Genomic DNA, 23826 nt, shown 5'->3' on the forward strand with positions numbered 1-23826 from the left:
CGCCAGCGTTCGTCCTGAGCCAGGATCAAACTCTCAATAAAAGTTATGATAACGTCTTGCGACGTTTAGCTCATTAATTAATTTAAAACTTGCTAGCGAATGTTATTCACTAAATATGGTTTGTTTTTACTTTCGTAAAAACGCCCTACACATTTGGTTTATCTTACTTTGTTCAGTTTTCAAAGGTCTAATCAGTGTTGCCTTAACAACTTTTATATCATACCAAGTTATCAGAATATTGTCAACACTTTATTTAAAGTTTTTTTAAGAAGTTTTGTTATCTTATCTCTTCTAATTTTTCGCACCTGTTTTTTGGGTACCAAAATATAATACCACTTTAAGATGCTCTTGTCTAACTAAAAAACAATTTTTTTAAAATTATTTTCTTACTATATAAATATCCTATTTTTAGTTACCTGAATAACAAAAAAAAGAGATTCTAATTGAACTTAGAACCTCTTTTAATCTTTGTGTGAACAAAATTATATTTACTTATCTCTTAAATCGGATTAAAAAAGCGCTTTTTAATGTCCTATTTAGCGATGTAATTCATTTTTTTAGCTTCTTCTCTTAACTCATCACGGAATTTAGGATGAGCAATAGCGATTAAAGCTTCAACACGTTCGTTGATTGTTTTACCTTTAAGACGAGCTGCACCATACTCAGTTACAACGTAATCAACATCATTTTTAGAAGTTGTTACAGCTGCACCAGTATATAATGATGGAACAATTGTTGAAATTGCATCGTCTTTTCCAGCAGTTGAGTTTAGCGCAATGATCCCCACACCGTTTTCAGTCATACGTACACCTTTACCAAAGTCAGATTGTCCACCTGTTGAAGAGTAGTATTTGCTTGGTAATTTTTCAGAGTTACATTGACCTAATAAATCAACTTGGATTGTTGCATTGATTGTGTATAAGTTATCTTCTTTAGCAATCTCTTTTACAGAGTTTGATTTGTTAACTGGTAAGAAGTATACATCTTCATTTTTATGTAACCATTTGTATAGATCTGTTGTTCCCATAGCAAATGTTGTTACTGTTTTACCAACGTAAGTTTCTTTTTTAGTGTTATCTAAAGAACCAGAGTTGTATAACTCCATAGCTTTATCAGGTAACATTTCAGTATGGAAACCTAAATTTTTCTTAGTTGATAAGTTGTTCATAACTGCTGATGGTACAGCTCCGTAACCAATTTGTAAAGTTGCTCCATCTGGAACTAACTCAGCAATGATTTTTCCAATAGCAGCTGATTTTTCATCAATAACTGGCGCTGGAATTGTTGGTAGTGGTTCACTACTTTCAACTAAAGCTGTAATATCATCGATATGTACATGATGATTTTCACCATAAGTGTAAGGAGCGTTTTCGTTTACTTCAATGATGATTTTAGAAGCAACATCTAAAAGGCCACCAACATAAGCGTTTGCTAAACTTAAAGAGAAGTATCCTTTTTCATCCATTGGTGAAGCATTAAACATTAAAACAATTTCTTCTTCACGCATTTTAATTAAATCAACAGTATCACCAAAGTGGTTTGGTAATAATTCAACAATACCGTCATTCATTAATTGACGATCTCCACCTAAGAAGATTGATACTTGTTTTAATTTATCTTTTGGTAAATCATAAGTTTTTACGTTAGTTAACGTGCGGTATAATTTGTTGTTTTCTAATCCTTCGTAAGTACAAAGTGCGTCATGAAGTAATTTCGGCTCACCTGGTGCGATTGGGTAAACAACAGCATCACCTGGTGCTAAAAATTTAATTGCTTCTTCTGGACTCATTTTCTTTTCATTATATCTTGTCTGTAAGTCTTTCATTATGCTTCCTCCAGTAACCATTTATTATTGATTTTTAAATTCTGCTGAACGTTTTTCGACGAAGGCTGTCATACCTTCAGTTTGATCTTCTGTAGAGAACACTAAACCAAATAACTCTGATTCTAAACCTAGAGCTTTATCAAGTGGCATTTCATATCCAACTTTAACAGCTTGCTTAGCGAAATTAATGGCAATTGGTCCTTTTGTCGTAATTTTTTTAGCATATTTCATTGTTTCTTCTATTAAAGCTTCTGGTTCAAAAACTTGATTGAATAAACCAATTCTTAATCCTTCTTCTGCTTTCACATTTACTGCTGCGTATAATAGCTCTAAAGCTTTTGATACACCCACAATACGTGATAAACGTTGTGTTCCACCAAATCCTGGAATAACGCCTAAGTTCACTTCTGGTAAACCAGCTACTGCATTAGTTGTTGCAAAACGAATATCACAAGCCATAGCTAGTTCTAATCCGCCACCTAATGCATAACCGTTGATTGCTGCAATAACAGGGATTTCTAAATCATCAACCGCTTTGAAAGCACGGTTCCCAATAATTGAGAACTCGCGCGCTTCTAAAGCATTTTTTGATTGCATTTCTTTAATATCTGCTCCAGCCACAAAAGCTTTTTCGCCAGCACCAGTAATTACTAATACTCTAGCTTCTTTGTTAGCTTTTACTTCATATACTGCTGCTTCAATATCTTCAAGAGTTTGTTGATTTAAAGCATTTAAATTTTTAGGACGGTTAACTGTTAAAGTGGCAATACCTTCTTCAATTGAAAGTAATACATTTTCATAAGTACTCATTTATAAGCTCCTTAAAAATTATTAGTCGTATTTGTAGAATCCGCGACCAGATTTTTTACCTAAGTAACCAGCAGCTACATATTTTTTAAGTAATGGACATGGACGGTATTTAGGATCGTTGAATCCTTCATATAATACTTGCATGATTGATAAACAAGTATCTAAACCGATGAAGTCAGCTAATTTTAAAGGTCCCATTGGGTGGTTCATACCTAATTCCATTACTTGGTCAATTGCTTCTGGTGTTGCAACTGATTGGTATAAAGTGAATGCCGCTTCGTTGATCATTGGCATTAATACACGGTTAGAAACAAATCCATAAGAATCATTTACTTCTACTGGTACTTTGTTCATTTCTAATGTTAAGTCATGGATTGCTTGGTAAGTCGCGTCATCAGTTTGTACTCCACGGATGATTTCAACTAATTTCATAACTGGTACTGGGTTCATGAAATGCATACCGATGAAACGTTCTGGATTAGAAACAACTGCTGCTAAGTCAGTAATTGGTAAAGATGATGTGTTTGTTGAAAGAATAACGTCTTCTCCTACGATTTCATCTAATTCTTTGAAGATTGCTTTTTTGATTTCAAAGTTTTCTACTGCTGCTTCAATAACTAATTGAGTGCTTGCTGCATCTTTTTTGTCAGTTGATAAAGTGATACGATCTAAAACAGCTTGTTTTTCTTCTTCTGTTTTACGTCCTTTTTCAACGTCACGAGTTAAGTTTTTAACGATATTTGCTAAACCTTTTTCTGCAAATTCTTGTTTCATATCATTTAAAAGAACTTCATATCCTGCTTGAGCACATACTTGTGCAATTCCGTTACCCATTTGTCCTGAACCGATTACCATAATTTTTTCTAATTTCATGATTTGTTTCTCCCTTACGATTTTTTATTTTTTATTATTTATTATTAATAGTCACAACGAATTAAAATAGCATCACCTTGAGCTGCTCCACTACAGATAGCTGCGATACCGTATTTAGCTTTACGTCTTCTCATTTCATGAACAAGAGTTGCAATAATACGTCCACCAGTTGCTCCAATTGGGTGACCAAAGGCAATTGCTCCACCATTTACGTTAATTTTTTCTGATGGAATATCTAACATTTTTTGAGTTACTAATGTAACAGCTGCAAATGCTTCGTTAATTTCAAATAAATCAATGTCGTCAACTGTTAAGTTGTTTTCTTCTAATACTTTATTAATAGCATGTCCTGGTGCACTAGCGATAAGTCTTGTTTCAACACCACATTCAGCATGTCCTAAGATAGTAGCTAATGGTTTGATTCCTAATTCAGCAGCTTTTTCTTCTGAGGCTAACATAACAGCAGATGCGCCATCATTTGTTCCTGGTGCATTACCTGCAGTAACTGTGTTTCCTTCAACGAATAAACCTTTCAAACGTTGTAAGTCTTCAATAGTAGTGTTTGGACGTGGAGCTTCGTCTTTAGAGATTACTAAAGCGTCACCGCGACGTTGTGGTACTTCGATTGATACGATTTCTTCTTCTAATACGCCAGCTTCAATTGCTTTTGCTGCTAATTGTTGACTACGTAATGCCCACTCATCTTGTGCTTCACGGCTGATTTCAAATTTGTCAGCACCGTAACCACCGTTAACAGCCATATGTTGATCATAATAAGCATCCCATAATCCATCATTTACCATTAAGTCGATCATTTGAGTGTTAAACATTCTGTTACCCCAACGCATATCTTTTGAAGCAAAAGGAGCGTTAGACATAGATTCCATACCACCAGCTAAAACGATATCTTTGTCTCCTGAGCGGACCATTTGATCAGCTAATGTTACAGCTCTTAAACTTGAAGCACATACTTTATTGATTGTTTCAGAACAGATTGACCAATCTAATCCAGCTTTGATTGACGCTTGGCGTGAAGGGATTTGTCCAGCACCTGCTTGTAATACTTGACCCATTACAACGTAATCGATGTCTTCTTTAGAAACGCCACTTTTTTCAACGGCTGCTTTCATTACTTCTGCACCTAAATCTACTGCTGGGATTGCTTTGAACGCTCCACCGAATTTACCAAATGGCGTACGTACTGCACTTAAAATTACACTTTTTGTCATTATTTTTTCCTACTTTCTTGATAACGCTTAATTGGTATTTCCATTCAAACCTGTTATGATATAATCACTAACTAAGTGAGTTCTTCACCTAGTAGCGAAAGGATGATCTTGTTGTACTGGAAGAATATCAATTTTCAACATCTAAATTATTTTTTAATTGCCGCCCGTCATCTTAACTTCACTGAAGCTGCCGACGAACTTTATATAAGCTACTCTACTCTAAGTAAAGCAATGACACGTTTAGAATCACAATTAAACGTGAAATTATTTGAAAAAAATGGCCGTAACCTAAAATTAACCAAATTTGGCAAAATATTAGCAGGTCATGTCAACTTGGCCATGACCGATTTAAAAAACGGCATGGATGAAATCGAACTTTTAAGCCATCAAGAACAAGGTGAAATTAACCTCTCTAGTGTCTTTACCGTTTCTTCATCCTACTTACCTCAACGCCTGAATCGTTTTAAAGCAGAATTTCCTGATATTGATATCTTTTTAACACAGACATCAACTCAAAAAATCTTAAACAATGTTATCAATGGTGACATTGATGTAGGCTTCTGTGGTGAGTTCAATTTCTTCGATTATAAAGATGACATCAATCGTGAGTTTATCTATGATGATGAAATCGTCTTGATTGTGCCAAAGAGCCATCCTTTAGCTAGTAAGAAAAATGTTTCCTTCCTAGATATTAAAGATGAAGTCTTTATCGGTTACAATGAATCAGCAGGTATGAGTCATTCTATTCGAACAGCTCTTAACCGTGTTGCTGGTGAAGATTTCGAATTAAACACACTTTACGCTATGAATGAGGAATCAGGCGTTATCGGAATGGTTAGGGCACATCATGGAATTGCCTTTGTCTCTACCCGAAATGCCCTAAACTATGACGACATTAAAATAATTGATGTTACTGACTTATCAATTATTTATAATATCTACATGGTTTGGCAACGTTCTGAGTACCTTCCAAGCAGTGTTAATGATTTTAAAAACTTCATCATTGCTGACAACCGAAAATTTGGTATATAAGGTTGTTTCAAAAATTAGAAACAAAAACGAGCAATCAGTAATGATTGGTCGTTTTTTGTTTTAATTTTCAACCTAATTGTTAGCTGTAAATGTTTGACTTTAACATCAGCATGTTAGGTTTATACGAATGCACCCATACCTGTTAAGGCTCTAGAAAGGATTAATGCGTTAATATCATGAGATCCTTCATAAGTGTAAACTGCTTCTGCATCAGCAAAGAATTTACCAACACCGTAGTCAACGTTAATTCCGTTACCACCACAGATTTCACGTCCTAAAGCTACTGCTTCACGTAAGTTCATTGCGTTATGCATTTTATGTAGAGAAGCATTAACTGTATCGAAGTCTCCTCTTTCTTGGTTTTCAGAAAGGATAACTGATAAAGCAATGTTTGCTGCTACTTTAGTTTCCATACGAGCAATTTTTTCTTGTACTAATTGGAATTTAGCAATTGGACGACCAAATTGTTGACGTTCAGTTGCATATTTTAATGTTGCATTTAATGATCCAGCTGCTGTACCTGTTGCAATATGACCAACGTCTACACGAGAACCTTGGAATACACGAGTTACATCGTTGAATCCTTTAATTTTTGGTAAGTATTGTGACTCATCAATTGTTGCGTCGTTCATCATGATTTTACAGTTTTGAACTGGGCGTAATGCCATTTTATGTTTGATTACTTCAAATTCAACACCTGGAGTATCACCATGTAAGATGAAACATTTGATTTCGCCATCAGCTTCGTCACGAGCAAATACTGGGATAACGTCTGCAGTGTTTGCTGCACCAATCCAATATTTCTCTCCGTTTAAAATCCATTTACCGTTTTCTTTACGAGCACTTGTTTTTAGACCTTTAGCAATATCTGATCCGTTTAATGGTTCAGTTAAAGCGAAACATCCAGTGTATTCAAAGTTTTCTAATTTTGGTAAGTAATGAGCTTTTTGTTCTTCAGTACCACCTTGTAAGATAACAGTATGTGCCATACGGTGAATAGTGTACGCTGTTGCAATTGATGTGTCAGTACGTGCTAATTCGTGGAAAAGGAATGCGTTATAAACTTCGCTATAAGTTTCTTTTCCTTCACGACCTACATATAATTTTTCGTCGTTCATGATTTTAGCATTTCTGTATAATTCATAAATTTGAACTGGGAATTCGGCTTTATCCCAATACTCAGCGATAACTGGCTGAATTTCTTTTTCTAGAGCTTGACGTAAAGTATATAAAACGTCTACTTCTCCTTCAGTCAATTTGTTTGAAAGTCCTAATAAGTCCTCTGGGTATAATTCCTGAAGTTTCTCTATTTTGTTCATTTGCTAATTCCTCCAATTAGTATTTTAAGTTACTAAGCGCTTACAGATAATATCTTAACAAATAATTCCAATCCTTGTAGGGAAGATAATTCTCCTTTCTCTTTGATTATTTCACAGATAAGATTTTAAATGCTTATACTATGAAAACGCTATCTTATCATGTTTAATTGTACCTTTTATGAAAATCACTTGCAATTATAACCCATTTCTCTCATTGAATTCACAGATAGACTACCCCTTTACCCCTTTAACTGTGAATATAATTCAAAAAGACTGTGAAAAACTAGGACTAGGAATATTGGAAACGCTTTAGAGTTTTGGTTATACTAAGTTCATGATATAAGAAGGAGTGACACAAATGACAAGAATTACTGATTTAGTAGGTATTAAATACCCAATCTTTCAAGGTGGGATGCAACATATTTCTCGTAGTCCATTAGTTATTGCTGTTTCAAACGCTGGTGGCTTAGGTTTATTAACAACTGGAGCACTGGATGGTGAAGGCCTTCGAAAAGAAATTAACACAGTTCGTGAAAATACAGATAAACCTTTTGGGGTTAACTTAAACTTACTTCAGCCAAATATTGATGAGTTAGTTGATATTGTTATTGAAGAAAAAGTAGCAATTGTTACAACTGGAGCTGGATCTCCTAAAAAATACTTCCCTCGTTTCAAAGAAGCAGGAATTATTGTAATTCCTGTAGTAGCTGCTGTAAAACACGCTTTAAAAATGCAAGAATTAGGCGTTGATGCGATTATTGCTGAAGGGCAAGAAGCTGGTGGACATATTGGTAAATCAGGAACACTTCCTTTGGTAAGACAAATTACTGAAGCAGTGGATTTACCAGTTATCGCAGCAGGAGGATTTGCTGATGGTAAAGGATTGGTGGCTGCTCTTGCTTTAGGTGCTGAAGGGGTTCAAATGGGAACTGTTTTCTTAGCAACTGAAGAATGTCCAATTCCTGTTTCATTTAAAGAATCAGTTGTATCAGCAATTGACACATCTACTATCGTAACGGGACGTAAAGGTGGACATCCGGTTCGTTCTTTACAAAACAAAATGCTTGTTGAGTATTTAACACTAGAGATGGCTAACACACCAGAAGAAGAACTAGAAAAATTAACTGTTGGTTCTCTTTACCGTGCTGTTGTTGAGGGCGACACTGAAACTGGCACAATGATGGCTGGAGAAATCTCAGGTATCATCCCTGGTATCCGCCCAGTTAAAGAAGTTATTGATGGCATTATGAAAGAAGCTAACGAAACAATTGCTAGCTTAAGTTTATAAAATATAAAAAGGGTAACTTCTCATGAAGTCACCCTTTTTTTTATTCAAAATAATAATTGTTTGATGATACAACTCTTGCGCCAAATGGCATTAATGCTAGTTGAGCTAGTTTAAAACTTTGGCGTCCAAATGGAATCCCTATAATAGTAATACATAGCAATAACCCACTAATAAAATGTCCAATGGCTAAAGGTAAACCACTCACAATTAACCAAATAATATTAACAATTAGGGACATGCTACTACTGCTATAGACAACTTGTTTACCAAAAGGCCACAAGCTAAGACCTGCAATTTTAAAACATTGTAACCCTACTGGAATACCAATGATTGTAATACACCATAAACAACCTGCCAAAAACCAAGAAATAGCTCCTACTAATCCACCAAAAATCAACCAAATTAAATTACCTAAAAAATTCATCTCTTTCACTTCTTTTCTATTAAATTGTCTTTATGTTTCTATTATAAAGTATTTTAATAACCAAAAAAGGTGCTTAGGTCTGATTTTTAAAACGTAAAATCTGTCATTTCTGATAATAGTTGCTCTTTTAATTCTTTTTTAGCAAAAGAATAGCTCACAGCATTTTGGTTTAATTGTCTCAACTCTTCAGTTGTTAAGTCATGATTTTCAACTAACAAATGATATTCATTACTTAGTGTTGTATTAGAGACCGTTTTATTATCGGTATTAATGCAAAACGTAACTCCCTTTTCTAACCACTCACGCATTGGGTACTCTTTTAAAGAATCAATCGCTCTTGTTTGAACATTGCTTGTTGGGCAACTTTCAATACAAACATCTTTTTTAGCCATATAGGCAGTTGCTTTTTCATCGCCATTTATCGCTATACCGTGTCCAAGGCGAGTAGCTCCTACTTCAATTGCATCATACATATTTTGAATACAACCACATTCCCCCGCATGGAGAGTTAAGGCAACATTTCCATGACTCGTAACTACTTCAATAGCTTCCTCATAGTCACGAACGAATAAATCTTTCTCAGCACCAGCCAAGTCAAAGCCAACAATTTTTTCATTTTTTGTACTTAGAGCTTTAGTAAAAGTTCCTACAATTTCTTGAGAGACTCTTGAACGCATTCCAATAACTAAAATATTGCCATAAACAGGATATTCTCTTTCCGCTTTTCCAATTCCAGTTGCTACAGCTTTAACTGTTTGCTCTACTGATAAACCATTTCTCATTGATAAGGTTGGAGCAAATCTGATTTCAATGTAGCGAATGCCATCTTCTGCAGCTTGTTCCATAACATCATATGCAGCCATTTCAAGTGACGTCTCAGTTTGTAAATAAGGTAAAACATAATCAAAGCAAGTTAAATACTCTTCTAAATTTTTACAGGTCCTTGGAGCTTGCATGTTTGAAGCAACCTCTTCTAAATCATCGCTAATAACTAACCCTTGTACTGCAGCAATTTTTTGTAGCGTCTTTGGTCTAATGGATCCATCTAAATGACAATGTAACTCCGCCTTAGGAAATAACTTAATCTCTGAATGTTTTAACACCTATTAACCCCTCCAAATTTTGATATATTGTTGACCATTATATCGGCTTCTTTAGGTATTGTATACCTTTATCACCTTTTTTTAATGATTTAGTTGGTTATTGTATTAAACCTATTATATTTTAATCCATTCATGATGTATTTTTATATAGTTCGAGATGTATTTCACCAAAAATAATAGCATAGGAGTATAATTAATTTACTATTACTACATGATATTTACTTATGGAGGTTGACTATGGAAACTTTATACAAAGGAAAATCAGCTCATGTTTGGGAAATTAGCAAAAAAGAAAAACAACCAAAATGGATTGAAGATTTATTTAATAAAAATAGTCTTGTATGGTATGATGATAAATTAAAAATTTTAGTTCCTACAGTATGCCCAGACACTGTTAGGGATATAAAGCGTGGTTTATTAGATACTCTAGTATGTAATTTTGGAGGAGGATATCAAATGGGAAATATAGGGGATTTCTTTGACGCTACTAACGGTAGAGTCATATCTAAAGAGAAATTCACGTCACAATATACAGTCATAGACTCAATTAATCAAGATGAGGGACATTATGTTTAATAAAATAATAATTCAAATCCTAGTTTTTATGTTAATTGTTTATATTTTTGTATCCTTTTCTGATTATTTTAATTTAATAGATTATTTACTTGGGACAACCATTTTTTCTGTGCTTACGATAAGCATGAACTACTGTGAATTAAAAAAATATTTAGAGAGATGATTTAATTAATAAGATAATGTAAAACCTAGTCATGATGAAATTATAACGAGATCTACTCGTTATATAGTTGTTGTAGCGAGTATATTAACATTAGTTGCTATATTGCCATCTAAAATAAAAGTACCAATCATTTTTTATGGTATTATTTTTATTATCTTTTTTAAGACATGTTTATTAATATATTACATTATCAAAAATTACTTAATTGAAAGTAAATAAAAAAGACTTCCATCAATGATGGAGGTCTTTTCCATTTAATCTTTGCTAAATAGCAGTCCGAAAAATGCTATAACAAACATAATTAAAAAGGTAATTAAGGATTCCCTAAATGCCTCTGGAACTGTATTTCCTAAGAATAAAATACCGATAAAGAAATATCCTACAGGAAGAATTGCTGCAATTACAAAACATATTAAAAACAATGATATATATTTTTTCATAACATTAGAATATAACTTTTATGCCACATTTTCCAGCACTTACAATTATTTGTAATCGTCTTATGTGCCCAATGTACTGCTCCTATTGTAACACCACTCAAAATAATAGCACCAGTAGCTGCCATAGCAACTTGTCCTACTCCAGGAATAAAATACATAAGCAAAGGAAGCTGCATACGCTCTGATTGATTGTCTATTGCTTGGGTGTTCAACTTCATATGTTGTTTCTAGAAGTTTTTCTAGTTCTACCTGATTATAAGATTTTCCATTAATTATTAAATCTTCTCCTAGTAATTCAACTATTCCTACTGTTGATTACGAATTGATCGAATCATTGAGAAGATTCAATTAATAGAGAAAGAAAAAACTGATAATTTTGTATCAAGTTTGATGCAGATGGTGATAGACGAGAAATTAGATTTAGAAACAGCTAAATTGATTATTGAAAATTATAAGAGGAGTGAAAAAAATGGATAATGATTTTGTTAGGTTATTAATTTTTTTGGGGTTAAGTATTAGTCAATGGACCTTAGGGTATTATCAATTAAAAAAATTGGGTTTTGTCATACCAATTATATTTTATATCTGGGTGTTTACTATAATTTATCCTCATTTATATAAATTAACACTTCTAAAAGCACCAGTACTATTAATATTACTAATTCTCTTAGGTGCCATTTTTTATTCTGCTTGGCAATCAGGTTTTAAAGAAAAAGAGAAAAAGAGAAGAAGATAACTAATGAAATTGAAAAAATGAAAGCACGAGATATTCAAAAATAGTTTTTTAAATGTCATGGTAAAGATAATCTGATTTTATTACTAACTAAAAAGCACTCGAATTTGATTCTGAGTGCTTTAATATTTTGTAATTTAATTATTTGCATTTTCATCTTAGAAACGTCAGCGTTAATATAAGTGACGTTAAACTTAGTTATTCTTTAAAATGGAAGTAATAAAATTAGAGTTCTAAGGAATGACTTTATTGGTGAATATTCTTTTTTTCGTTGATCTTTATAAATTCTTGATCCAGAAATAAGAAAAGTAACAATTAGTAGCAATAATATAATTACTAATAAAACCATACTATGATGCTACATCCATATTATTCCATTCACACATTCCTAATGCACTAACTACTCCCCAGCCAACAGATGCAGGATTTGCCCCTAATGCTCCTACTGCGATACCATATAATATTGCTTTAGGTGCAGTACACTTTCCACCAGTAATATTCTTTAAGTCTGATTCATTAATTTTTTTCATCTGAATTCTCCTTTATAAATTATCTGCTAGACATTTCAAACCACCAGCAACTGCTCCAACATTTGCTCCAAATACCGCTCCCTCAATTGTTCCAAAGGCTGGAATGGCACTTAATCCAATACCTCCTTTTACAGCTCCCATTGCTGCTCCACCTAGAACTTGACCTACACATCCTCCACCTGAAATTTTTTGTAACTCTTGAATATTTAATTCTGTTGTCTTTTTCATTTTCCTATCTTATATTTTTTCTACATAATAATTTTAGCAGTGTCACAATATATGTAGTTAAAAGTATCTTGAATACCGTTATAAAGTATCTTGAGTGATAAATATCTATTTATTAATATGTTATTCGACCAGTTGCTTAACATAAGCAGATGTTATTCCGAATTGCAGAATTCCCAAGGGATTTAACGACAGAAATTGTGAATATCAACTGGCAGAGCTAGAACCATTCAAGAGAATCCCTTAAACTAGGAATTCTTTTTTTATATCGTTGTTGGCACTTTGAGTATCGTATCATTGTAAACAGATTAATTTACGAGTTATTGATCTGTTTCTCTAAATCCATGGCATATGATTTAAAAGAATTCAATAAATCTAGTACTTCTATATCGACTTGTCTTTTATTAGAATCATCAAAACTAATTATTTCATTATTATTATTATCAAATTCTTGTAATTTTAATGTTTGCCTAATTTTATTAGATAAATATCCTTCACAAATTGAAAAAGCACTTAAAAGTAAACTACTTTTAGTACATGGATGTATTTTATAAGTATATTCATCCAATATCGCATTAATATTTTTACTAAATTCTTCAATATCAGATAAATTTCCCCCTAATATAAGGCCATCAATTTCATCATAATATCTATCTTTAATCATTGTTAAAGTCAATCTTGCTTTTAAGCTATTTCGTAATCCTTCAGATAGTCTATCTAAAGACACTGTTTTTTCTACATTTATACCAATTTGATGGGCCATATGAGCATCTGAAAATGATTCTACATAGCTATAGCTCTTAGTAATAGTTGTGATTGTTTCAGAATTGTTTTTTATATGGAATTAAAATGATATCCCTATTTCCATTTTTAAAAGCCTATCAAAACAACTAGCAACCTGTGATAAAGTTATCTCATTTAAAATATTTACTTGTGGACCTTTTTTTATTAATTCACGAATTTCTTCTTTACTTTTACCAAATACACCCCCTGTACTTGGCCAACCTATAGCAACAAATCTGTTTTCAATAAATGTATCATACTGATCTTCATTATTTGGAAATACTTTAACTTCGTAATATTTTTTTTACTCATAATATTATTCCTTTCAGTAATATATTTTTTCTTATTTATTAATTTTATCACTTATTATTATATTTATTTCCCTTTCAACATTCAGGATGCTTTTTAACGTCACTCAAGATGTTTTTTTCTATATACATTGTAATAATGATATATTTATTCCGTAGTAAAAATAAATATATCAGGAGAGCTTTAAAATGAAAACGGTAACAAATATAAATGTTAAAGAAATGAAACAAATTAATGGAGGAGCCAAATCTCCCTATGAAGAACCTTGGAGAAAACCAGGAAAAGGAGTAGGGATTTCAATTGGATGTACAATAGGGATAACTGATGCGTTAATAAATAAAAATCTCTGGGCATTAGCTGCTTGTGTAGGTGGTTAAATTAATAAAAAATACTACCTGGCTATCTATTGTAGATAGTCAGGTAGTGTTTTTTTTAATTTACCTAGTAACCAATACCATATAGGCGTTATTAAGAAAAGAAACATTACAACAAAGTAGAAATGTTCATAATTTAAAGTACTAGTTTTTTCTGGATTTGTTATTTTTTTTATTATATCTATTACCACAGGTAAATTCATAAAAAACAAAGATCGATACCAATTTTTCCAATATTTACCAACTTTAATACTATTATCAACATTCTCAACCATTTTTACATCCTCCTTTAATAGTGCTTCTATAGAAATATTAAGTACATTAGAAATAGAAAGTAATGTGTTTATGTCTGGATAATTTCTTCCCCTTTCCCAATTAGAAACAGCTGTACGAGTTACATTCAAACGTTCAGCCAAATCTTTTTGTGTCATATCAAGATAAATTCTTTGTTTTTTTATTTCATTTCCAATATCCATTAAATTATCCAACCTTCTATTGTTATTTAAATATATATCAGATTAATTAGAAAGAAAGCAACTGTTACTAGTAGTGAAATTAAAGGACAGCATCTGTTACTTTTGTAATCTGATTTTACTTTACAAATAATATATCCTTCAAATAATTAAAATAACTCTTCTTACCAACGATAATAGATAACCGGCCTATTTCACCATATCTAATTTCTCCAATTGATTTATCTAACGCTCCTTTTACTGTATAAAAAGAGCCTTGTTCCGTTACAGTACTTGTTTGAGAAATTTCAGTTATCTTTCCTTTATAGATTTCGCGAGAAACTCCTTTTTGATCTAATTCTAACTTATAAGTTTCTCCTGTTTTTATTTTATTAATTTCATTCGCTGGAATAAGTGTTTCAATTTCCATCTTCTCTCCATTTGAAACAAATAATGTAGCTAATTTTGTTCCTTTAGGTACTTGGGAAGACGTAGTGTCTACTTCACTATTTAAGTGAATCACGCCTGATTCAGGAGCTATAATTTCAAATGTATTATCTATATTTTTAAGAGATTTCTTTTCTTCTTCTACTGTTAATCTTTGTTTATCCAATTCACTAATTTTAGTTTTTACTTGAGCAATATTGGTTTCTGTTAATTTATCTATCTCTTCTTTCAGGCGATTTGGATCATCCTGTTTAACTTCTTGAACAGAATTTTGAACCTTCGTCAGCTTTAAATTATCAAGCTCGGATTGAATTTGAGCCACTTCAGTATCTATACTCGCAATACTTGACGTTTTTTGAAGTTTTCTTTCTTCTTCTATTTCCTTATCCAGTGTTTCTCTAATTAAATTAAATTTTGAAGCAAGTTGAGGGTAAGATGTTTCAAAATAAGTATAATCTCCACTAATTGCCTGGCGTAAATGATTTAATCCATCTAGATACTCTTGTTTATCACTAATTAATTGATTAACTTCATCTACAATCATCATCCTATTAGTGTTTTTGGTTTCATTATTTTTAAACAATAAATTTATTTGTGTGTTGTAGCTTTTAATATCTGATTGATACTCTTCAAATTTATTAGAATATCCATAACTATCTGATTTAACAAATAAATTTTTTCCTTCTTCTATGCTTCTTTTAAGGAGTTGTAATGCTTTTTCTTCTTCTGAAATTTCAGACAATTGTTTTTCTAACTTTTCAATTTCAGTCTTATAATTTTTGGTATCATATTTAACTAAACTATCGCCCTTTTTGACTTCTTTACTCTCAATTAAATGATTCTCTATAATAGTTTCATCATTAATTCCTTGAATAAGAATTTCTTCACCTATAACTCTCGCATTTCCTCTAACGATTACTTCTATTTGACCAACAAAAAGAAAAATGATTAAACAGACTAATAATATAAGTACTGGATACAAGCAGTATTTATAAGCTTTAGAAGTTTTAGATAGATAAATAGACGAATGATTTTTCCATTTTTTTTCCATCTGTTAATCCTCCTAGACAACATTCCATAATTGATAATAAACACCATTTTTTAATAACAACTCATCATGGTGACCTTCTTCAACTAGCTCTCCATGCTCTAAAACGAATACTTTATCGCATTTTTGAGCAATCGATAAACGATGGGCAATAATAATAACGGTCTTATTCGTTAAAGATAAAATGTACTTCACCACTTGACTCTCAAGAATAGGATCCATCGCACTAGTTGCTTCATCTAATATTAAAATACTGGACTTTCTAAGTAGGGCTCTAGCAATAGCTAATCGTTGTCTCTGTCCACCAGATAAATTAACGCCACCTTCTTCTATCAATGTATCAAATCTAAGGGGGGATTGATTAATAAATTCTAAAATACCTACTGCTTCACAAGTATTCAATATGGCCTCAAAATCTATATCGTCAGGACTTAATCCAAATGTTAAGTTCTCTAACAATGTCCCTGAAAAGAAGAAAGAATCTTGTGGTACATAGCTAACATGTCTTCTTAGATAACGATTATCTATATCTGAGCTGTCCATTCGATCATACTTTATATGCCCTTCTTGAGGTTGATAAAAGTTAACCAATAATTTGGCTAGAGAAGATTTTCCTGAGCCACTTTGTCCTACCAAAGCAACCTTACTTCCACCAGGTACTGTCATTGTAATATCTTTAATCACAGGACTTCTAGTACCATAAGCAAAAGTGACTTGTTGTAACGTAATATCTTTCTTAAATATTCTGCGTTTAAAACGTTTATTAGGTACTCGTTTTTCTTCTTCAATATCAAAAACTTCATGGAGTCGATTATTCGCTATACGTGCTGTTTGTAATTTGGTCTGCAAATTAATAATATTTTGAAGAGGATCTGTAAAGAAGGTCAATAAGGCATTATAAGTAATCAATTGTCCAATACTTATTTGGCCATTGATAACAAAATAAGAACCTATCCAAAGAATAACGCCACTAATTATAAGCTTCACACTCGTTTTTAGGGTTTGTTGCATATTGTCTAATTGAGACGTCTTAAAACCTTTTCTTAACATAGATACAAATTCTTCATCTACTTTTTGATACACTTTTTCTTCACTGTTATATGCTTTTATTGTCTCAATACCATCTAAACTCTCAATAATACTGGAATTTAATTAAGCTCCTGCCTGCATTTCTTCCTCAGTTGCTTTATTGTAACTCTTAACAAATCCTAAAATAATGACAGTATATAAAGGCAAACTAACCAATGTAATTAAAAAAAGTGACATATTTTGAATAGCTAGAACGATACCTATTGTTATAACCATCGTTAGATCTAGAAAAATAGTTAAAGTTGCACTACCTAATGCGTCAATTATTTTATTAGCATCCAAAAATCTAGAAATAATTTCTCCTGATTTTCTAGTTGAAAAAAAATTCATTGGTAGATTGAGTACATGTTTAAAATAACTTAGCATTATTTCCATACTCATTTTTTGTCCCATAATTAACAACAAATAATTTCGACTAAAATCAAAAATAAGTTGAAAAACATACATAACAATTAATCCGATAGAAATAATATTCAATGATGATAACGCACTATTGGGGATAAAAAAGTCAATAACGCCTTGAAAATAATAAGAGCTTACTATTCCAAATAACGTAATTAAAAGTGACAGTAAAATCACATTAAAAATGAGGCCTTTTTGTTTCAATAAAATCGGTAAGAATGAGCTTAATCCACCTGTCTTTTCCTTAATTGCAACAAATTTTTCTGACGGTGTCATAATTAGCGTAACTCCTGTCCACTCTTCAGAAAATTCCTCCACTGTTTTTGACATCATTCCTCTACCAGGATCTGCAATAATCAACTTGCCATTCTTGATACCATAAACAACCACATAGTGTTGGTAAGCGCTATCAATAACAACATGAGCAATGGCTGGATATTTCATTTCATCATCTGTCCAAAGTTCGCTATCAGCTTGAATAGCTAGTACATCGTAATTAAATTTTTCGGCACATTTTTTTAACCCAAACGCTGATGTCCCTTCTAAATCTGTCCCTGAAATTTCTCTCAACTTATGAATGGGAATCTCCATACCATTGCTTTTAAAAATCATCGCTAGACATGTAACACCACAATCTTTTTGATCCTGTTGTTTGATTAAAATTGCTTTTTTCATTTTTTCTCCTCTTAAAGTTAATTAGCTGTCTTTAGAATAAACCCTATTTTATCTTGTATATTCAGAACATCATGAATTACGCATTTTCCATTCATTAGTCATGAAATTTTCTTGTATTTACATTCTTTCTCTTAAATAAGTCGTTTCAAGACTTTTTTGTATACGCTTTCTTTTCGAAGGTTATTCTATATATGTAAATAAAAATAATTGGAGGTTATAACATTGAAAAAATTTAAAACATTGGATGATCAAAAAATTTCTTGTATTTCTGGAGGCGGTAGTCCGTATGAAGAACCGTGGAGAAAACCTTCACCAAATGGCGTTGGTCAAAAAAATCCTACGTGGGCAATAAAATGTGCTATTGGAACTACAAATGCTCTTTTGAATAAAAACCCTTGGGCTCTAGCTAGCTGTATTCCTTAATCAGTACATAAATAAAGTTAGATTAATATTAATTTGATCTAACTTTATTTTTATTTTTCTACTAAAGGAGAAAATTATGAAAACTATTCAATACATTTTAATCATTATTAGTTTTATTTCAATCATTATATTAACAACGAACATGAAAGATCTTAATCAATCAAAGCTACATAAGTTTGGGTTTCTATTATATTATTTTTCAATTTTTGGCATTCCTTTCTTAGTTTTAATTTTAAGCGATTTTATAGATAACAAAGATTTACTTGTCTATTATTTAGGTATGATTTTAATTTACTCTAATCTATTTTCTCAAATCCTCATCTTGTTAACTGTTTCAATAAAAAAATTACCAAAAACTTATAAAAAACACTACTATATTATTGGTCTAAATACCTTAATATCTGTTGCTACTTCTATATTTTCACTTTATTCAACAACTTAAGGTTTATTCTACTCAGTAAAAAACACTTGTGATTATAAAAGCATCAAGGTACCATTCTCTAGGATAAGAAAGCTTTAAATATGAGAAACGCTTGGTAGTTAATTTTTATGGACTTACAACATAGTTTTTCTATCTATTCAAGAGTCCATCCAATCTTTCAAATGGTTCAAGACATTATTCTATACGCTTCAAGACATATTTATCTAGAAATAATATAATAGTAATAATATGAATACGAATCATAAAATAATGCAAGGAGTGAAACATTATGTCTTTAAAAAAGTATAGTAAAATATCAGATACAAAATGTCTCGATATAAATGGTTATGGTGGAGAATGGATAGGGGATGTATTGTTAGCATTAGGGCAATCAGGTAGACGTATTACTGCTATTGATGCTCAAAGAGCACTCGATCAGTTAAATGGAAAACGTCCTAGAGGAAATATAAGAAGTTGTGGTCCATATGGTACAGGTGGAACGCCAAACGTATGCTAATCATTTCAAAGTAATCGATTTTAAAAACGCATATACCATGTGTATTGCGTTTTTTTGTAACTAAATATTTAATAAGAAATGACTTTATAAATCGTTTAATGATTCAAATTTGAACTTAGTTAGTCATTAAATCACAGCATTTTTTTATGGAGGGTTATTATGAAAACGTTATATAAAGGAAAGTTAGCTTATGTTTGGGAGATTAGTAAAAAAGATAAACAACCCAAGTGGATTGAAGACTTATTTAATAAAAATAGTCTTGTTTGGTATGATAATAGAATAAAAATTTTAGTTCCTACTGTATGTACAAATCACCTTAGAGATATAAAACGCGGACTACTGGATACTTTAGAATGTAATTTTGGAGGAGGATATAAAATGGGGGCTATCGGAGAGTTTTTTGATGCCACTAACGGTAGAATAATATCAAAAAAAAAATTCTTCTCACAATACACTATCATAGTACGACTGACCAAAACAAGAGTTTTATAAACTAAAAGGAACGTTCATATATGGCAGCTTAAGTACTTATGGAAGTTGAAAACAGATTAAGATGAAAAAGAATCGTATTGTAATTCTATAAAACTATAAAAAAATCCAATCCATAGATTATTTTACAAGGACTGGATTTTTTATTTACAACATTATCTTTAAATTTCCTTCATTACTTTTTTTAGCGGTTTAGCTTTTCCTAATGAGAAAGTTCTTTTTAATTGATTATCCAATATAACTAATCGTTTCAAATAATCAATTTCTCTCACATTTATTGGATTAATTAAACATGATCTATTAATTCTAAATAAGGAATTGTGTACTAATTCTATATCTGATAAATGACCATAAAATTCATATTTTCCATTCTTTGTTGCTAAGTCCAGTCTATGAGGAATATCAGATGTCTCAATTAATATAACATCTGACAATTCAATATTATACGTTTGGGTGCCTATTGAAAAAGAAAAATTTTTCTTTTGAACACAATTTATTGAATCTATTCTTTGTTGTGCTTCTTCTAATACACTGTAAACATCATCACGAATTTTTTCGATTGTTTGATCTTTCATAATAAAATCCAAGGCCTCCACTTTTTCTTTTAAAGTCAGTGGTGCCATTTCACCATGAGTGGTAATAAAAATTATTTTAGCTTGAACATCTAATCTCCTTATAGTTTTAGCTAATTCAATACCATTGATTTGATGACCCAGATCAATATCTAAAAAATAGATGCCATTATTAACATCAAATTTTTTATGTATTTAATAACTTCCTCTGGACTCTGAGTAGTTATTCTCACATTAAATTCTTCATCATGAAATAATATATAATTATCTATTATTGTTTTTAACTGTTGTAACTGAGCTAGATTATCTTCACAGATAATAATAGGATAACTCACTACATTTCCTCCTCTTTATTTACTATAAGTTTAACAGAAAAAAAAGAATCATTATGTTCATATTGAACAAAAACATTAGCATATTTCTTTTGGATTTCTTTTACATTCGTTAAACCTAATCCTGAATGATTTACTTTCGTAGAGTATCCTTCAACCATCAACTTAGTTAATTTTTCCTGAGTGTTATTAAAGCTATTTCCAACTTTCAGCATAAAAAATGATTCATTCTCCAATAAAGCAATATTTATTTGTTTTTCTTCTGATTCTACAGCAGCCTCTATCGCATTATCCAAAGTTATACTAAACATTCTGATTACATCGAAAATATCTATACCGAAATCTTTTATAATATCTCTGCATTCAAATTGACAATTTAAATCTAATTTTAAAATACTACGTAATTTGCTTATAAAAATACTTTTTAAATACTCGTTTTGAATATTACTCAAATCTTTAAAAATATCCATAGTAGAGTTATTAAAATAGCTCTCTGAATAATCTTCTAACTCATCCAAAAAACAAATTATTTCATTGTATTCTTTATTTTCAACATTAATTCTTAAACTTAAAAGCATGTTTTTATAATCATGTCTAAATTTACGTACAGACTGATAATCATCTTCTAATTCTTTCGTGTAATTCTTTAAATTTTCTAATTGATTCTCAAATAACTGTTCTTCATATTTTTGCTTTCTTTTTTTTCTATCTCTAAGTAAAAATACTATGGAAAAAATTGTTTGAAATAAAACAAATAATAAAACAAAATTAATTAAAATATCATAGCTATGGAGCTCGCGTAAAATAGTTACGATAAGCATCAACATTAAATAAATATATAATAAAAAAAAGGTAACTAATACTGAGTCATTTTCTTTCAAAAATAAATCAATTTTCAATTTTTTATACGATAGAACAAATAACAATAATACAATCAAAGTAATCGTTATTTCAATTATCATAAAACCTATACCTTTAATTCCCTCGATATTTACGTTAGGCATTATTAAATTAGCAGCTATTAATGAAGAAAAAGACACGAATAATAAACTGACTAGTAGTGTGTTCGGTAAAAAATAATTTTCACTTTTATTAATATATTTTTGTTCTATAAAAATATAGAACACTAAAATGAAATCCATCCAATCTCCAATAATAAGCTTTCCAAAAAATACTCCAACTCCTAAAATTAACAATTTACAAACACTTAGTTTATTTTCATCACTTAAGAAATAAAACACAACAAACGATAAGAAATTTAATATAAATATTGTCAAAATAAAAACCCTTAAATCAACCATTATCATAATTGCTACACCTCATTTATAAGTATAGCAAAAAAAAAACTTAATTAGCACTTTTTAAACAGTGACAAAACACATTGTAACGCATTTCCTTGATAATTACCTGATTTATAAAAAGGTTTAGCGTTCCCTCCATTTATTTTTTTCAATATCTCTTCATTTTTTATTTTATTCATCTTTTATTCTCCTTTTATGTTAAATTATTTTAACTAAATTGTATCTTAACAAACTCAGTTTATATATAAATATCTTGAATGACTACTTATGAACTCATAAAATATTGTTATCATACATTTATAGATGAACATCAAATTTAATACACTTATAAATCATATTTAAATATCAATCTTCTCATCATACTTCCAAATTCATCCTATTATCTGACTCTATTTTACTATGATACATAATGAGTCTAAAGCATCGTTTGTAGTTTCTAATACTTCAGATATTAACTCAAATATTATTACTAGCTTATTTAAGTCAAAACTAAAAATAATAATCTTTTGCATTAAGCTATTATTTAAGATAAAACATGAGTTATCGAGAAATTAAAAAATAACGAGTGATTGTGAATTTAATGTCTGTCATACAACAATTTGTTGATAGGTTCAAGAATACAGTCAGGTTACTTATTTTTCTAGAAGAAAGGAAGTAAGCAAATTTGAGGATTAGCGGAGACATAACATCAACTAATTATTAGTAGCCGTATAAAATTCAAGCAAGAAGTGACATTTTCATTTATTAATTTACTACAGAACTATTACAATTGATATTGTATTGAAAAAAGAATAAAACCACTTCAAGATATCGTTTGATACCTTTCATGATATTTTCAACTTACATTGATATTTATCAAGTAAAATCTAATTGTACTGAATATTACTTATTAATAAGGAGGACAAAACATGTCTAAAGTAAAACAATTGACAGCTACCGAGATTCAAAGTATTAATGGTGGTAAATATTATGGAAATGGGGTTACCTGTGACAAAAAAGGTTGTAGAGTAGATTGGGGTAAAGCTATTGGCATTATTGGAAATAACGCCGCAGCAAATTGGGCTACAGGTGGCGCCGCTGGGTGGAATAAATAATAGTATGTCATTTACAACTTAATACACATAGACTTTTATACTATGCGTATTAAGTCATAAATGCTTATCATACTCAGTAAGTATCACTAATTACAATTTGGATTAAAAAAATATTTGCGAGGTGTAGCATAATGGAGAAGTTAAAATGGTTTTCTGGTGGTAAAGATAGAAGTGAACAAGTAGTGGCTATTATCACAGACTTATTAACCGATTTAAATAATGATCAAAAAACTATGTCTCTTCAATTAGTATTAACTAATTATAAAAATGAATTAATCAAGAAAGAATCTTCTATTCCTTTAATACTAAGTCGAATGAATCTAGACATTTCAAATACTATTAAAAAGAATAATATTCTTTTATCAAGTTGTCAGTCAGATAAATTAAAAAAGATAATATCTCCTGAATAATTCATACTTTTAATTAAAACCATGTGAAACTGCCTCACGGCAGCTTACAATTACTTTTTCATCTTCACCCGTTAAGTGATGAAAAAAGAACCCCTTTCTGCTATGGTTAAAGTGACTA

General features: G+C 30.9%; 29 protein-coding genes and 2 pseudogenes. 12 read left to right on the forward strand and 19 right to left on the reverse strand.

All coding sequences use genetic code 11. The features are described from left to right. Window positions 1-532: 532 nt before the first annotated feature. Genes ACODH8_RS13580 through ACODH8_RS13595 form a run of 4 tightly spaced genes read right to left on the reverse strand, consistent with a single transcriptional unit; the run spans window position 533 to window position 4737 of the window. On the reverse strand, window positions 533-1825 hold the full coding sequence (locus ACODH8_RS13580) for an acetyl-CoA hydrolase/transferase family protein (protein ID WP_332466869.1): 1293 nt from the start codon (window positions 1823-1825) through the stop codon (window positions 533-535). A gap of 24 nt (window positions 1826-1849) precedes the next feature. Continuing rightward, window positions 1850-2635, reverse strand: a complete 786-nt coding sequence (locus tag ACODH8_RS13585; RefSeq protein ID WP_332466868.1) for an enoyl-CoA hydratase-related protein — start codon at window positions 2633-2635, stop codon at window positions 1850-1852. 21 nt (window positions 2636-2656) lie between these two features. After that, window positions 2657-3508 carry a 3-hydroxybutyryl-CoA dehydrogenase gene (locus tag ACODH8_RS13590; RefSeq protein WP_332466867.1) on the reverse strand — a complete coding sequence of 284 codons (852 nt, stop codon included), beginning with the start codon at window positions 3506-3508 and terminating at the stop codon, window positions 2657-2659. Window positions 3509-3552: 44 nt separating this feature from the next. After that, entirely contained in the window at window positions 3553-4737 is a 1185-nt protein-coding gene (locus tag ACODH8_RS13595) for an acetyl-CoA C-acetyltransferase (RefSeq protein ID WP_420517770.1), read from the reverse strand. 111 nt (window positions 4738-4848) lie between these two features. On the opposite strand from ACODH8_RS13595, the gene ACODH8_RS13600 reads away from it, so the two are divergent. Continuing rightward, window positions 4849-5769, forward strand: coding sequence for a LysR family transcriptional regulator (locus ACODH8_RS13600; RefSeq protein ID WP_420505292.1), 921 nt, complete (start codon window positions 4849-4851; stop codon window positions 5767-5769). A gap of 119 nt (window positions 5770-5888) precedes the next feature. On the opposite strand, the gene ACODH8_RS13605 is transcribed toward ACODH8_RS13600, so the two are convergent. Then, entirely contained in the window at window positions 5889-7088 is a 1200-nt protein-coding gene (locus tag ACODH8_RS13605) for an acyl-CoA dehydrogenase family protein (protein WP_332466864.1), read from the reverse strand. Between the two features lie 358 nt (window positions 7089-7446). Here ACODH8_RS13605 and ACODH8_RS13610 point away from each other — a divergent pair, with 358 nt between their 5' ends. Continuing rightward, window positions 7447-8376 (forward strand): nitronate monooxygenase, encoded by a 930-nt coding sequence (locus tag ACODH8_RS13610; RefSeq protein ID WP_332466863.1) that lies wholly within the window; start codon window positions 7447-7449, stop codon window positions 8374-8376. Between the two features lie 40 nt (window positions 8377-8416). Here the strand turns inward: ACODH8_RS13610 and ACODH8_RS13615 are convergent, their stop codons facing one another. Together ACODH8_RS13615 and add are read right to left on the reverse strand one after the other, a co-directional pair. After that, window positions 8417-8800: a YccF domain-containing protein gene (locus tag ACODH8_RS13615; protein ID WP_332466862.1), complete on the reverse strand. Its 384-nt coding sequence runs from the start codon at window positions 8798-8800 to the stop codon at window positions 8417-8419. An 86-nt stretch (window positions 8801-8886) separates the two neighbouring features. Then, window positions 8887-9903: an adenosine deaminase gene (gene add / locus ACODH8_RS13620; RefSeq protein ID WP_332466861.1), complete on the reverse strand. Its 1017-nt coding sequence runs from the start codon at window positions 9901-9903 to the stop codon at window positions 8887-8889. Window positions 9904-10140: 237 nt separating this feature from the next. Here add and ACODH8_RS13625 point away from each other — a divergent pair, with 237 nt between their 5' ends. Then, complete coding sequence (locus ACODH8_RS13625) at window positions 10141-10479, forward strand: hypothetical protein (RefSeq protein WP_332466860.1); 339 nt, start codon at window positions 10141-10143, stop codon at window positions 10477-10479. Between the two features lie 599 nt (window positions 10480-11078). On the opposite strand, the gene ACODH8_RS13630 is transcribed toward ACODH8_RS13625, so the two are convergent. Next, window positions 11079-11300, reverse strand: a complete 222-nt coding sequence (locus tag ACODH8_RS13630; protein WP_420517771.1) for a hypothetical protein — start codon at window positions 11298-11300, stop codon at window positions 11079-11081. A gap of 172 nt (window positions 11301-11472) precedes the next feature. On the opposite strand from ACODH8_RS13630, the gene ACODH8_RS13635 reads away from it, so the two are divergent. Together ACODH8_RS13635 and ACODH8_RS13640 are read left to right on the forward strand one after the other, a co-directional pair. Continuing rightward, window positions 11473-11559 (forward strand): SHOCT-like domain-containing protein, encoded by an 87-nt coding sequence (locus ACODH8_RS13635; protein ID WP_420517775.1) that lies wholly within the window; start codon window positions 11473-11475, stop codon window positions 11557-11559. Further along, a complete protein-coding gene (locus ACODH8_RS13640; RefSeq protein WP_332466858.1) occupies window positions 11552-11818 on the forward strand; it encodes a hypothetical protein in 267 nt (88 codons plus the stop codon). The genes ACODH8_RS13635 and ACODH8_RS13640 overlap by 8 nt, the downstream gene beginning before the upstream one ends. Before the next feature lie 347 nt (window positions 11819-12165). Here ACODH8_RS13640 and ACODH8_RS13645 read toward each other — a convergent pair whose 3' ends face one another. From ACODH8_RS13645 to ACODH8_RS13655, 3 genes are all read right to left on the reverse strand, one after another. Next, window positions 12166-12345 (reverse strand): bacteriocin, encoded by a 180-nt coding sequence (locus ACODH8_RS13645; RefSeq protein WP_332466857.1) that lies wholly within the window; start codon window positions 12343-12345, stop codon window positions 12166-12168. Window positions 12346-12357: 12 nt separating this feature from the next. Further along, complete coding sequence (locus ACODH8_RS13650) at window positions 12358-12573, reverse strand: Blp family class II bacteriocin (RefSeq protein WP_332466856.1); 216 nt, start codon at window positions 12571-12573, stop codon at window positions 12358-12360. Between the two features lie 310 nt (window positions 12574-12883). After that, window positions 12884-13333 (reverse strand): hypothetical protein, encoded by a 450-nt coding sequence (locus ACODH8_RS13655; RefSeq protein WP_332466855.1) that lies wholly within the window; start codon window positions 13331-13333, stop codon window positions 12884-12886. Between the two features lie 517 nt (window positions 13334-13850). Here ACODH8_RS13655 and ACODH8_RS13660 point away from each other — a divergent pair. Further along, on the forward strand, window positions 13851-14039 hold the full coding sequence (locus ACODH8_RS13660; protein ID WP_332466854.1) for a hypothetical protein: 189 nt from the start codon (window positions 13851-13853) through the stop codon (window positions 14037-14039). A gap of 26 nt (window positions 14040-14065) precedes the next feature. Here the strand turns inward: ACODH8_RS13660 and ACODH8_RS13665 are convergent, their stop codons facing one another. From ACODH8_RS13665 to ACODH8_RS13675, 3 genes and pseudogenes are all read right to left on the reverse strand, one after another. Continuing rightward, window positions 14066-14512 carry a helix-turn-helix transcriptional regulator gene (locus ACODH8_RS13665; protein WP_332466853.1) on the reverse strand — a complete coding sequence of 149 codons (447 nt, stop codon included), beginning with the start codon at window positions 14510-14512 and terminating at the stop codon, window positions 14066-14068. A 115-nt stretch (window positions 14513-14627) separates the two neighbouring features. Continuing rightward, window positions 14628-15986 carry a bacteriocin secretion accessory protein gene (locus ACODH8_RS13670; RefSeq protein WP_332466852.1) on the reverse strand — a complete coding sequence of 453 codons (1359 nt, stop codon included), beginning with the start codon at window positions 15984-15986 and terminating at the stop codon, window positions 14628-14630. A 12-nt stretch (window positions 15987-15998) separates the two neighbouring features. Further along, window positions 15999-18149 (reverse strand): annotated as a pseudogene (locus ACODH8_RS13675) (peptide cleavage/export ABC transporter). 222 nt (window positions 18150-18371) lie between these two features. On the opposite strand from ACODH8_RS13675, the gene ACODH8_RS13680 reads away from it, so the two are divergent. The 4 genes from ACODH8_RS13680 (at window position 18372) to ACODH8_RS13695 (ending at window position 20002) form a co-directional block, all read left to right on the forward strand. Further along, window positions 18372-18572 carry a hypothetical protein gene (locus ACODH8_RS13680; RefSeq protein ID WP_332466851.1) on the forward strand — a complete coding sequence of 67 codons (201 nt, stop codon included), beginning with the start codon at window positions 18372-18374 and terminating at the stop codon, window positions 18570-18572. A 76-nt stretch (window positions 18573-18648) separates the two neighbouring features. Further along, window positions 18649-19014, forward strand: coding sequence for a hypothetical protein (locus ACODH8_RS13685; RefSeq protein ID WP_332466850.1), 366 nt, complete (start codon window positions 18649-18651; stop codon window positions 19012-19014). A gap of 268 nt (window positions 19015-19282) precedes the next feature. After that, window positions 19283-19510 (forward strand): ComC/BlpC family peptide pheromone/bacteriocin, encoded by a 228-nt coding sequence (locus ACODH8_RS13690; protein WP_332466849.1) that lies wholly within the window; start codon window positions 19283-19285, stop codon window positions 19508-19510. Between the two features lie 159 nt (window positions 19511-19669). Then, window positions 19670-20002, forward strand: a complete 333-nt coding sequence (locus ACODH8_RS13695; RefSeq protein WP_332466848.1) for a hypothetical protein — start codon at window positions 19670-19672, stop codon at window positions 20000-20002. A 158-nt stretch (window positions 20003-20160) separates the two neighbouring features. Here the strand turns inward: ACODH8_RS13695 and ACODH8_RS13700 are convergent, their stop codons facing one another. The 5 genes and pseudogenes from ACODH8_RS13700 to ACODH8_RS13720 form a co-directional block, all read right to left on the reverse strand. Further along, window positions 20161-20574, reverse strand: a complete 414-nt coding sequence (locus ACODH8_RS13700; protein ID WP_420517772.1) for a LytTR family DNA-binding domain-containing protein — start codon at window positions 20572-20574, stop codon at window positions 20161-20163. A gap of 24 nt (window positions 20575-20598) precedes the next feature. Next, window positions 20599-20766 (reverse strand): annotated as a pseudogene (locus tag ACODH8_RS13705) (response regulator); the annotation flags it as partial. Beyond that, entirely contained in the window at window positions 20724-20906 is a 183-nt protein-coding gene (locus tag ACODH8_RS13710) for a hypothetical protein (RefSeq protein ID WP_420517773.1), read from the reverse strand. The pseudogene ACODH8_RS13705 and the gene ACODH8_RS13710, both read right to left, overlap by 43 nt. Beyond that, a complete protein-coding gene (locus ACODH8_RS13715; protein ID WP_332466846.1) occupies window positions 20906-22210 on the reverse strand; it encodes a sensor histidine kinase in 1305 nt (434 codons plus the stop codon). The genes ACODH8_RS13710 and ACODH8_RS13715 overlap by 1 nt, the downstream gene beginning before the upstream one ends. A gap of 44 nt (window positions 22211-22254) precedes the next feature. Next, window positions 22255-22383 (reverse strand): EntF family bacteriocin induction factor, encoded by a 129-nt coding sequence (locus ACODH8_RS13720; RefSeq protein WP_332466845.1) that lies wholly within the window; start codon window positions 22381-22383, stop codon window positions 22255-22257. Between the two features lie 729 nt (window positions 22384-23112). Here ACODH8_RS13720 and ACODH8_RS13725 point away from each other — a divergent pair. Further along, entirely contained in the window at window positions 23113-23298 is a 186-nt protein-coding gene (locus tag ACODH8_RS13725; RefSeq protein WP_332466844.1) for a leucocin A/sakacin P family class II bacteriocin, read from the forward strand. A gap of 131 nt (window positions 23299-23429) precedes the next feature. Continuing rightward, complete coding sequence (locus ACODH8_RS13730; RefSeq protein WP_420517774.1) at window positions 23430-23708, forward strand: bacteriocin immunity protein; 279 nt, start codon at window positions 23430-23432, stop codon at window positions 23706-23708. The last annotated feature ends 118 nt before the right edge of the window (window positions 23709-23826 follow it).

The organism is Vagococcus fluvialis (assembly GCF_048815235.1).
Taxonomy (GTDB): domain Bacteria; phylum Bacillota; class Bacilli; order Lactobacillales; family Vagococcaceae; genus Vagococcus.

Excerpts from the sequence above, each read along its gene's own strand:
- ACODH8_RS13645 (WP_332466857.1), bottom strand. The coding sequence starts at position 12,345 with ATGAAAAAAATTAATGAATCAGACTTAAAGAATATTACTGGTGGAAAG.
- ACODH8_RS13730 (WP_420517774.1), top strand. The coding sequence starts at position 23,430 with ATGGAGAAGTTAAAATGGTTTTCTGGTGGTAAAGATAGAAGTGAACAA.
- ACODH8_RS13630 (WP_420517771.1), bottom strand. The coding sequence starts at position 11,300 with ATGAAGTTGAACACCCAAGCAATAGACAATCAATCAGAGCGTATGCAG.
- ACODH8_RS13635 (WP_420517775.1), top strand. The coding sequence starts at position 11,473 with ATGCAGATGGTGATAGACGAGAAATTAGATTTAGAAACAGCTAAATTG.
- ACODH8_RS13715 (WP_332466846.1), bottom strand. The coding sequence starts at position 22,210 with ATGATAATGGTTGATTTAAGGGTTTTTATTTTGACAATATTTATATTA.
- ACODH8_RS13615 (WP_332466862.1), bottom strand. The coding sequence starts at position 8,800 with ATGAATTTTTTAGGTAATTTAATTTGGTTGATTTTTGGTGGATTAGTA.
- ACODH8_RS13725 (WP_332466844.1), top strand. The coding sequence starts at position 23,113 with ATGTCTAAAGTAAAACAATTGACAGCTACCGAGATTCAAAGTATTAAT.
- ACODH8_RS13685 (WP_332466850.1), top strand. The coding sequence starts at position 18,649 with ATGAAAACTATTCAATACATTTTAATCATTATTAGTTTTATTTCAATC.
- ACODH8_RS13650 (WP_332466856.1), bottom strand. The coding sequence starts at position 12,573 with ATGAAAAAGACAACAGAATTAAATATTCAAGAGTTACAAAAAATTTCA.
- ACODH8_RS13590 (WP_332466867.1), bottom strand. The coding sequence starts at position 3,508 with ATGAAATTAGAAAAAATTATGGTAATCGGTTCAGGACAAATGGGTAAC.
- ACODH8_RS13660 (WP_332466854.1), top strand. The coding sequence starts at position 13,851 with ATGAAAACGGTAACAAATATAAATGTTAAAGAAATGAAACAAATTAAT.
- ACODH8_RS13655 (WP_332466855.1), bottom strand. The coding sequence starts at position 13,333 with ATGGCCCATCAAATTGGTATAAATGTAGAAAAAACAGTGTCTTTAGAT.
- ACODH8_RS13720 (WP_332466845.1), bottom strand. The coding sequence starts at position 22,383 with ATGAATAAAATAAAAAATGAAGAGATATTGAAAAAAATAAATGGAGGG.
- ACODH8_RS13605 (WP_332466864.1), bottom strand. The coding sequence starts at position 7,088 with ATGAACAAAATAGAGAAACTTCAGGAATTATACCCAGAGGACTTATTA.
- ACODH8_RS13665 (WP_332466853.1), bottom strand. The coding sequence starts at position 14,512 with ATGGATATTGGAAATGAAATAAAAAAACAAAGAATTTATCTTGATATG.
- ACODH8_RS13625 (WP_332466860.1), top strand. The coding sequence starts at position 10,141 with ATGGAAACTTTATACAAAGGAAAATCAGCTCATGTTTGGGAAATTAGC.
- ACODH8_RS13690 (WP_332466849.1), top strand. The coding sequence starts at position 19,283 with ATGTCTTTAAAAAAGTATAGTAAAATATCAGATACAAAATGTCTCGAT.
- ACODH8_RS13580 (WP_332466869.1), bottom strand. The coding sequence starts at position 1,825 with ATGAAAGACTTACAGACAAGATATAATGAAAAGAAAATGAGTCCAGAA.
- ACODH8_RS13610 (WP_332466863.1), top strand. The coding sequence starts at position 7,447 with ATGACAAGAATTACTGATTTAGTAGGTATTAAATACCCAATCTTTCAA.
- ACODH8_RS13700 (WP_420517772.1), bottom strand. The coding sequence starts at position 20,574 with ATGAAAGATCAAACAATCGAAAAAATTCGTGATGATGTTTACAGTGTA.
- ACODH8_RS13595 (WP_420517770.1), bottom strand. The coding sequence starts at position 4,737 with ATGACAAAAAGTGTAATTTTAAGTGCAGTACGTACGCCATTTGGTAAA.
- ACODH8_RS13585 (WP_332466868.1), bottom strand. The coding sequence starts at position 2,635 with ATGAGTACTTATGAAAATGTATTACTTTCAATTGAAGAAGGTATTGCC.
- ACODH8_RS13670 (WP_332466852.1), bottom strand. The coding sequence starts at position 15,986 with ATGGAAAAAAAATGGAAAAATCATTCGTCTATTTATCTATCTAAAACT.
- ACODH8_RS13640 (WP_332466858.1), top strand. The coding sequence starts at position 11,552 with ATGGATAATGATTTTGTTAGGTTATTAATTTTTTTGGGGTTAAGTATT.
- ACODH8_RS13695 (WP_332466848.1), top strand. The coding sequence starts at position 19,670 with ATGAAAACGTTATATAAAGGAAAGTTAGCTTATGTTTGGGAGATTAGT.